8 protein-coding genes are annotated in these 8,752 nt (G+C 63.4%); 2 read left to right on the top strand and 6 right to left on the bottom strand.

What is annotated here, in order from left to right:
- Nucleotides 1–129: 129 nt before the first annotated feature.
- Both AWB81_RS38415 and cueR read right to left on the bottom strand, forming a co-directional pair.
- Nucleotides 130–276: a DUF3563 family protein gene (locus tag AWB81_RS38415; RefSeq protein ID WP_087135487.1), complete on the bottom strand. Its 147-nt coding sequence runs from the start codon at nucleotides 274–276 to the stop codon at nucleotides 130–132.
- 254 nt (nucleotides 277–530) lie between these two features.
- Entirely contained in the window at nucleotides 531–917 is a 387-nt protein-coding gene (cueR, locus tag AWB81_RS38410) for a Cu(I)-responsive transcriptional regulator (RefSeq protein WP_062643345.1), read from the bottom strand.
- Between the two features lie 92 nt (nucleotides 918–1,009).
- Between cueR and AWB81_RS38405 the strand changes: the two genes are divergently transcribed.
- Complete coding sequence (locus AWB81_RS38405; RefSeq protein WP_062643343.1) at nucleotides 1,010–1,216, top strand: heavy-metal-associated domain-containing protein; 207 nt, start codon at nucleotides 1,010–1,012, stop codon at nucleotides 1,214–1,216.
- The gene (locus AWB81_RS38400) at nucleotides 1,216–2,142 is read left to right on the top strand and encodes a dTDP-4-dehydrorhamnose reductase family protein (protein WP_062643341.1); all 927 of its coding nucleotides are present in this window, start codon (nucleotides 1,216–1,218) and stop codon (nucleotides 2,140–2,142) included. The genes AWB81_RS38405 and AWB81_RS38400 overlap by 1 nt, the downstream gene beginning before the upstream one ends.
- On the opposite strand, the gene AWB81_RS38395 is transcribed toward AWB81_RS38400, so the two are convergent.
- The 4 genes from AWB81_RS38395 to AWB81_RS47600 form a co-directional block, all read right to left on the bottom strand.
- Entirely contained in the window at nucleotides 2,136–5,567 is a 3,432-nt protein-coding gene (locus tag AWB81_RS38395) for an error-prone DNA polymerase (protein ID WP_062643335.1), read from the bottom strand. The two genes, AWB81_RS38400 and AWB81_RS38395, sit on opposite strands and share 7 nt — an antisense overlap.
- Nucleotides 5,568–5,577: 10 nt before the next feature.
- Entirely contained in the window at nucleotides 5,578–7,158 is a 1,581-nt protein-coding gene (locus AWB81_RS38390) for a Y-family DNA polymerase (protein WP_062643332.1), read from the bottom strand.
- Nucleotides 7,088–7,951, bottom strand: coding sequence for a translesion DNA synthesis-associated protein ImuA (gene imuA / locus AWB81_RS38385; RefSeq protein WP_235026128.1), 864 nt, complete (start codon nucleotides 7,949–7,951; stop codon nucleotides 7,088–7,090). Before imuA ends, AWB81_RS38390 begins: the two co-directional genes overlap by 71 nt.
- 591 nt (nucleotides 7,952–8,542) lie before the next feature.
- A partial coding sequence (locus tag AWB81_RS47600; protein WP_235026127.1) for a hypothetical protein occupies nucleotides 8,543–8,752 on the bottom strand: 210 nt, incomplete at its 5' end.

Genomic DNA, 8,752 nt, shown 5'->3' with positions numbered 1-8,752 from the left:
ACAGCTCGGCGCAACGTTTACAACCACTTCCCGCACCAAAATTAAAATGCCGTCCAGTGCTTAACTGAACGGCATTACCGCGATGCGGGGCTTTTCAATGCTCAACCGGGGTTCGGCGTCGTCGAAAACTTACAGCGTATAGCCGTTGATTTCGAGCGAGCGAATCCGCTTTTCCAGCTGCACGATATCCGACGATTGCGCCAGATATTCTTCGCGGCGGCGGCGTTCTGCGGTTTCAAACCAGACGCTGAGTTTTTCGAGCACGAAAGCAAACATGATGTTCTCCAAGGATTGCGGTTGAATCCCCGGCAGTTCGGGTCAGGGATTTCCCTTAAAAGGGTTAACCCGATTATAGCTAAGCTGCGACCCAAGTGTTAGTGAAATGCTTGAATAACGTGCATTCCGTTTCGGAATGGTGCATGCACCGCATTAAGACAAGTCGCTGTATTCCTTTGGATTTTCCGATCGCCGACGTTCTGGAAGGCGTGCAACTCGCGAAAAATGCGCTTTTTTGGTGCGCTCGGAAGTGTTCACTGGGCGAGACGCTCCAGGATTGGACAATCAGGACGATCGTCGCCGTGGCAATGGTGCGCGAGGTGCGACAGGGTGTCGCGCATTTCGGTCAACTCTGCGATTCGCCGGTCTAGTTCGGCCACGTGTTCCAGCGCAATCGACTTCACTTCGGCGCTGGCTCGCGAGCGATCCTGCCAGAGCGCGAGCAGCTTGCGAATGTCCTCGACCAGAAAGCCGAGCCGCCGCGCCTGCCGCACGAAGCGCAAAGCATGCACCTCCTGCGCGCTATAGACGCGATAACCGGACGCCGTCCGGCCGACCGGCGCCAGCAATCCCACGCTCTCGTAGTACCTGATCATCTTCGCCGTCACGCCGGATGCGCGCGCTGCTTCGCCAATATTCATCGTCGACTCCAAAAAATCATCTTTGACTCTACACCTTCCAACCATAGGAAGGTATACGATGAGAGCGATCGCTGATTTTGAAAGGACAGAAAATGACTGAATTCGAAGTTCAAGGCATGAGCTGCCAGCATTGCGTCGGCGCCGTCACACGCGCCATTCAGGAAGTCGACCCGTCCGCGCAGGTACGCGTCGATCTGGAGCGCGGCAAGGTGGCCGTCGAGTCGAGCCAATCCGCCGATGCGCTCAAGGAAGCCATCGACGAAGCGGGTTACACCGTCGTTTCTTCCGCCGGCGCGTGATGACGGGGCCGCGTCTCAAGGTCGCGGTGATCGGCGCGTCGGGCCTGCTCGGACGGGCGGTCGCGAAGGAACTCGCGGATGTCGCCGGCTGGCAGGTCGTGCGCACGGCGCACAGCCGCGTCGGGCCGCACATCGTAAAGCTCGATATTCGCGACGACGCCGCGATCGCCGGCTTCATCGCGCGCGAAGCGCCCGACGCGATCGTCGTGGCCGCCGCCGAGCGACGGCCAGACGTGTGCGAAAACGACCCCGCGCTCGCCCGCGCGCTCAACGTGGATGCGCTGCGCTCGATCGCCCGCGCCGCGCGCGAACGCGGCGCGTGGGTGCTGTCGATTTCGACCGACTACGTCTTCGATGGCACGAAGCCGCCCTATCTTCCCGGCGATCCGCCGTCGCCGCTCAACGCTTACGGTCGCAGCAAGCTCGAAGGAGAACGCGCGCTCATCGACTGCGGCGCGAAAGCCTGCGTGTTGCGGCTGCCGCTGCTTTACGGTCCGGTGCTCGACTGGAGCGAATCGGCGGTCACAAGCCTGACCCCGGCCATCGTCGAATCGGCGAAAAGCGGCGCCGCGCCCGCCGCGATGGACGCGTGGGCGACGCGCTATCCGACCTTCACACCGGACGTGGCCGTCGTGATCCGCCAGATGATCGAGCGCCACGCACGCGGCGAGACGATCGGCGGCATCACGCAATGGTCCGGCGACGAGCCGATGACTAAGTTCGACATCGCCGGGCGCATCGCCCGCGTGTTGAAGGTCGACGCCAGGCTCGCCGCGCAGCGCACGCCCACCGATTCGACGCCGCGTCCACGCGACTGCCATCTGGATTCCGGCGTGCTCGAAGCGCTCGGCATCGGCCGCCGGACGCCGTTCGATACCGCGATCGCGCAGGTGCTCGCGAACTATCCGAGTGCCGGGGCTCAGTGAAAATCGCGGCTCGCAGTGGCGAGGCGGCCGAGCAATGGGCTGTGATCTTCGAGCCGCTGCGCCACCAGATGCCGCACTTCGCCCTCGCATTGCCAGACGCCGTACACCGCCAGCAGTGACGCGCCGAGCAAAACCTTGCGCGCTTTCTCGACGAGTCCTGGCCACACGATCACATTGATCGCGCCGGTCTCGTCCTCGATCGACACGAAAATCGTGCCGTTCGCCGTGCCCGGCCTCTGCCGCACGGTGACGATGCCGCACGCCCGCGCCGCACGCCCGTTGCGGTAGTGCGCGAGTTCGGCGGCGGTCCGGAAGCGCATCTGCGCGAGGCGCGGCCGCAAAAGCGCGAGCGGATGGCGATTCAGCGTAAGGCCGAGACTTGCGTAATCGTCGACGATCTCGCAGCCTTCCGGCGCCGGGGACAACGCGAGCGGCGCTTCGACCATCGGCGCATCGCGCAGCAACGCCGGCACCTGCTGCTGCGCGGTGACCGCCCACCACGCCTGCCGCCGATGCCCCGCGATGCTCGCGAGCGCGTTGCCCGCCGCGAGCGCCTCGAGATCGCGGCGCGAAAGCGCGGCGCGGCGCGCGAGATCGTCGACATCGATGAACGGCGCAGCGCGGCGCGCGGCCACGATTCGCTCGGCCGCAGCCTGCGGGAAGCCCTTGAGAAGCTGCAGGCCGATCCGCACGCCCGGCCCACCCGCGCCATACGCCTTCGACGGCTTGCCGATCCGCGCCGCAAGCCGCCGCGCCGCGCGCCGCATGGTTTTCCTGACGACCTGCTTCGGCATCGGCGTGCTGTAGAACTGCTGTCGGCGCACCGCCATGTCGACGTCGAACACGACCCGCTCGCCGCGCCCTTCCGGCTTTTCGAGCACCGATTCCCAGTCGCTCAGCGAGACATCCGGCGCGAAGACGCGCACGCCGTGGCGCTTCGCGTCCTGCACGAGTTGCGACGGCGAATAGAACCCGAGCGGCTGGCTGTTCAGAAGGCCGGCCAGAAAAGCCGCCGGCTCGTAGCGCTTGATCCACGCGCTGATATAGACGAGGAGCGCGAAGCTCGCCGAGTGACTCTCGGGAAACCCGTACTCGCCGAAGCCCTCGATCTGCTTGCAGACGCGCTCCGCGAACTCCCGCTCGTAACCGCGCGCGAGCATCTTCGTCATCAGGTCGGCCTGATATTTTTCGAGATGACCGCCGCGACGCCAGGCCGCCATCGCGCGCCGCAATTTATCCGCTTCCTCGGCCGTGTAACCCGCCGCGACCATCGCGAGCTTCATCACCTGTTCCTGAAAAATCGGCACGCCGAGCGTACGTTCGAGCACTGGCCGCAATTCCTCCTTCGGATAATCCGCCGCCTCCAGCCCCTGCTTGCGGCGCAGATACGGATGCACCATGCCGCCCTGAATCGGTCCGGGCCGCACGATCGCGACCTCGATCACGAGGTCGTAATATTTCTGTGGCTTCAGGCGCGGCAACATGCCTTGTTGCGCGCGCGATTCGATCTGGAACACGCCGATCGTGTCGGCGTGACAGCACATTTCGTAGACGGCCTTGTCCTCGCGCGGAATGCGCTGCACCGGAAAATCCGGCAAGCCGCGCCGCAGCGCGACGAATTCGAGCGCGCGCCGCACCGCCGAGAGCATGCCGAGCGCGAGCACGTCGACTTTCAGCAGCTTGAGCGCATCGATGTCGTCCTTGTCCCACTGGATCACGCAGCGGTCCTTCATCGCCGCGTTCTCGATCGGCACGAGCCTCGACAGCTTGTCGCGCGCGATCACGAAGCCGCCGACGTGCTGCGACAGATGCCGCGGAAAGCCGCGCAACTCGCGCGTCAGGCGAATCAGATGCTGCGTGATGTGCGAGTCCTCGTTGAAGCCGGCTTCCGCCAGATAGCCGGCGACGGCGGCCGGCCCGTCCCACCACTGCTGCGATTTGCCGATCCGCTCGATCAGCGATGCATCGAGCCCGAGCGCCTTGCCGACATCCTTCAGCGCGCTTCGCGTGTGATACGTGATGAGCGACGCCGCAAGCGACGCCCGATGCCGCCCGTATTTACGATAAATGTACTGAATGACTTCTTCGCGGCGCTGATGCTCGAAATCGACATCGATGTCCGGCGGCTCGTTGCGCGCGCGCGAGATGAAGCGCTCGACCAGCATGTCCATGCGCACCGGATCGATTTCGGTGATGTGCAGGCAATAGCAGATGATCGAATTGGCCGCCGAGCCGCGTCCCTGGCAGAGGATTTTCTGGCTGCGCGCGAACGCGACGATGTCGTACACCGTCAGGAAGTATTTTTCGTACTTCAGTTCCGCGACGAGCGTCAGTTCCTTGTCGATTTGTGCGATCGTGCGCGCGTCGAGCCCGTCCGGCCAACGTTCGAGCGCGCCTGCCATGACCCGCTTGCGGAGGTAGCTCGCCGGCGTTTCGCCCGCCGGCACGAGTTCTTCCGGATATTCGTACTGCAGCTCGTCGAGTTCGAAGGTGCAGCGCGCTGCGATCTGCAGGGTTTCGGCGAGCGTTTCCGGCGGATACAGCGCCCCGATCCGCAAGCGCGTGCGCAAATGCCGTTCGGCGTTCGCTTCGAGCGCGTAGCCGCATTCGGCGAGCGGGCGGTTCAGCCGGATCGCGGTCAGGGTGTCCTGCAAGGGCTTGCGCGAGCGCGCGTGCATCAGGGCGCCGCCGGCCGCCACGAGCGGCAGGCCGCTTTCCTCCGAAATCAGCCGTGACGAAGCGAGGCGTTCGTCGTCGCTGCCGTCCTGCCAGAGCTCCAGCGCGAGCCACGCGCGGCCGGCGGCGAAACCCGCGAGCCAGTGCGCGCAGTCGAGCGTCTCTGCAAGCGTCGCCGAACGCTGCGGAACCAGGATCAGCAAACAGTCGGGCAAGTGCTTCAGATGCGCGACGTCGCCGCGCAGATCCGTCACATCCGCCGACGATGCCACCGGATTCGTGAAATCCTCGGGTGTCAGCCGATAGCTCCCCTTGCGTTCGCGCGAACGGCCAAGTGAAATCAGCTCCGACAGATTGCCGTAGCCGGTGCGATTGGTCGCAAGCGCGATCAGCGTGCAGAACGGCGCACCGTCGCCATCGGTGAGATTCAACTCGCTGCCGATGACGAGCTTCAGCATCCGCACTTCCGGCATCGGCTGGCCGGCTTTCGAAGCGGCATCGGCCGCCGCTTTCGCCTGCGCTTCCAGCTCCTTGATCGCACCGTGCGCGCGTACGGCGCCGGCGAGCGAGCATTCGTCGGTGATCGCAAGCGCGGTGTAGCCATTTTCCAGCGCCGCCTCGGCCAGTTCCTGCGGGTGCGAAGCACCGCGCAGAAACGAGAAGTTGCTGAGGCAATGCAGCTCGGCATAGTCGGGCAAAAGCGCCGACGCCTTCATGGCACGCGAGAACGCGGATTGTTCAGAGTTCATGCCTGTCCCGTCAGCCGAAAAAACCGTGCAGAAACCAGTCGCCCGACAGACGCTCGCGATACAACCAGAACATGCGGCCGCGATCGTCGGAGGCGATGTAGTAATCGCGCTGGACGCCGTTGCCGTCCCACCAGCCGGCTTCGATCCGCTCGGTCCGGCTGATCACCTTCAGCGGCCGCCGGTAAAACGGCCGCTCGTTGCGCAATATCAGCTTGAGCGGCATTTCCAGTATCCACGAGGGCCTCGGCTGCGAGGACATCGCGAGATCCGGCAGGCTGAGCGGTTGTTCTTCTTCTGAGTTTTCAGTCGGAGAATCGGTATCGGCGGTTCCCTCCAGGGCGGCAGGTTTCGCCGTCGCCCTCTGCTTGCGTTTGGTCTTCGTCTCCCGCGCCGGCTGGTAGATCTCGACGGCCATCGCCGCCTCCGGCCGATGATCGTCACGCGCGACGAGTTGCAGCACGTTCTCCGCGCCGAGCCGCGCGCTCAACCGTTCGAGCAATTGCGCCATCGATTCGCTATCGGAATTCGGCATCGGAAAAAGCGTCTCCGAGGGCGGCGCGTGCTCGCTGACCTTGTCGGCGACCAGCTTCATCTCGATGACGGGCGCGGCGAGCGCCGTCTGATTCAGCTTCTCGCGCAAGAGCCAGAGAACGTGATCGGCGTCGCGCGTCGGCACGGCCCACGCGACTTTCAGCGTTGACGTCTTCGGCGCATGGCGCGCGGCCAGCTCGTGCGCGAGATACAGCGTGAATTCGCTGACGGCCGCGTGATGCGCGCTCAGCCAGCCGGCGAGCTGCAGCACCAGCCGGCGCGCGGCGAACAGCAACGCCTCCGCGCTCTCGACGCGCGCCTGCAATTCGAGCCGCGCCTCGAATGACGCCGGCGCACAAAACGACTCGCGCGGATCGGGCGCTTCACCGTAAGCCTGCGCGACCAGTTGCAGAACGCGGCCGCCGAAGCGGCGCGCCACGCCCGCGCGCGGCAGGCGGCGCAAATCGCCGAGCGTATTGCAGCCGATCTGCTCGAAGAGATTGCCGTGTGTCGACGCCGCCGGCAACAGCGACACCGGCAGGCCATCGAGAATGCGCACGAGCGTCGTCTCCTTCACGATGCGCGTGCGCCGCAGCACCCGGCGAGTGCGTGCATGCGCAAGCAGCCACGCGCCCCACGCGGTGGGCGCGCAGCCCATCCGAGATGTAAAGCCGCAGCCTTTCACGGTCGACGTCACCTTCGACAGCAGCGCTTTCATGCCGCCGAAAAGACGCACGCTCGCGCCGACTTCGAGTAACACCGTGTTCGCCTGCGCCAGCACGACTTTGGGCGTAAAAGCGAGCAACGCGAGCGCAACCGCTTCCAACGCCTGCGTTTCGAGCCGGACGTCGACCGCGAGCAGCGTCAGCCGCGGCGCGAGCGCGAATGCATGCGAGCGCGTACTGCCCGGCCGCACGCCGAGCCGGAACGCAACGAGATCCGGCAGCAGGATGCGCGCGTGATCCGAGAGCGCGAAGCACGGCGTGCCTTCATCTTCGATCGACGGGGCCGACGAGTTCGGCGTTCCAGACGAATTCGAGTTCGGTTCCGGCGTCGTCATCAATGGCGGCTTGACTGCTTCTAGCGATAAAAGCGGCAATGTCACCGCTATCCACAACATGATTGACCTCTCGTGCTTTCTGGCCCGACTTGCCTGGTCTGCCCAGACGCGATCGGCGGACGTGCTCGGGCAACGCCGGCATCTGCAGCGGCAATGGCAGACGAAGCGGCTTTTCCAGCAACGGACCACGCCGCTTGATGATGTCGATCTCCAGCATGACCTGCTGCATCCACTCCCGGCGGTTCATCGTTTGCGCATCGTCGGGGAGCACGGGCCGGCAGATCATGCGCAGCGGTGCGGCCGAAGATTGCGACGCCGCTTCGATCGGGCGAAACAGGAACGCCAGCGCCTGCGATTCCTGCGCCGCTACTTGCAAACGCCGCACTGCTTCCGGACGCACTTTCGGCAGCCAGATCAACACCGCGCCGATGCCCTTCTGCTTCAACGATTGCTCCGCCGCCCAGAGCGCCTGATCGTCGGGGGCCTTGACCCAGAAGAGCTTTTCCGTCTCGATGCCCCATGCGCGAAAGGCCGTCAGAAAGGGCTTCCACGGCGGCGCCACGAAGACGGCGGACCGGCCTTTGATCGTCGTCAACTCGCGAAGCGTGCGCGCGAGCAGACGCATCTCGCCAACGCCGCTGTCTTCGACGAGCAGTTCGGTGAGCACGCCGGCCATCCAGCCTGCACCGGGCAGTACGCGATCAAGCTTCCGATGGCCGCTCGAGACGACACCAGGATCTGCATCGCTGATCTGGTTGCCGCGCCATAGCTGACGCTGCAACCTCGACGACATCCCGAGTTCGAACAGTGAAATTGCTGCGCCCATGAGTCCCCCGATGCGATACGAATGAAGGGGCCTGCTCAGGATGCGAGCTGCGTGTGACCTCTCGTTTACTGTATATTTATACAGTATTTTTGGGACGGAAGTAAGGGTGGAAGGCGGTGCGGGGAGAAGACGAGAGATTTGCTGACTTTGGCAGGACGTAGGTGATTTGGCTGCTGTCAGTAGCTACAGGCGACGTGGTTCGAGTAATTGATATTCAATCGGTAGTAAGCCAAATTGATTTCGGGGTGGTCACGCCCTCGCGCTCGCCGCTATCGACTTCATCTCGTTTGCTCTCCCAATAAATGTCTGGTGCGTGCAGCCGATCTTGGGGGCGATGGATTCGATCGCCCCTCACGGGGACGGATACTCGTCATGATGCTCCCGCACCAAGCAGACTGCACGTCGCGGACTTCATCAGAGAACTTGTTCGACTTGTTCATGGCCCCAGCCTCTCAAGAGTGGGAGCCTCCACTAAATTCTGGACGGTTCACTTTTAGTTATCGCTTGAATGGGCTTTAGATACTGCATTACAGGCCAAACTCGAATAAGCACGTTTGACTATTTATTGAAAGTCGTTGGAGATCGACTATTCAAATACTTTTTACGCGCTTGGAAACATTCCTTTTTCTCGAAAAAAACAACCGTCCGAGTTCGGATAAGAGATTTTTGACGTATTCGAATTACGCGTACCGAACGCAAAAACCCCACCTTTGGGGGGTGGGGTTTTTGTTTTGCTGCATGAGGAGCCTGACGATTACCTACTTTCAC

The organism is Caballeronia arationis (assembly GCF_001544975.2).
Taxonomy (GTDB): Bacteria; Pseudomonadota; Gammaproteobacteria; order Burkholderiales; family Burkholderiaceae; genus Caballeronia; species Caballeronia arationis.
The sequence above is the reverse complement of the archived record's forward strand: the minus strand, read 5'-3'. Positions and strand labels throughout refer to the sequence as shown.

Coding starts and splice junctions, on each gene's coding strand:
- AWB81_RS38415 (WP_087135487.1), bottom strand. CDS start 276: ATGTTTGCTTTCGTGCTCGAAAAACTCAGCGTCTGGTTTGAAACCGCA.
- cueR (WP_062643345.1), bottom strand. CDS start 917: ATGAATATTGGCGAAGCAGCGCGCGCATCCGGCGTGACGGCGAAGATG.
- AWB81_RS38405 (WP_062643343.1), top strand. CDS start 1,010: ATGACTGAATTCGAAGTTCAAGGCATGAGCTGCCAGCATTGCGTCGGC.
- AWB81_RS38400 (WP_062643341.1), top strand. CDS start 1,216: ATGACGGGGCCGCGTCTCAAGGTCGCGGTGATCGGCGCGTCGGGCCTG.
- AWB81_RS38395 (WP_062643335.1), bottom strand. CDS start 5,567: ATGAACTCTGAACAATCCGCGTTCTCGCGTGCCATGAAGGCGTCGGCG.
- AWB81_RS38390 (WP_062643332.1), bottom strand. CDS start 7,158: ATGACGACGCCGGAACCGAACTCGAATTCGTCTGGAACGCCGAACTCG.
- imuA (WP_235026128.1), bottom strand. CDS start 7,951: ATGTCGTCGAGGTTGCAGCGTCAGCTATGGCGCGGCAACCAGATCAGC.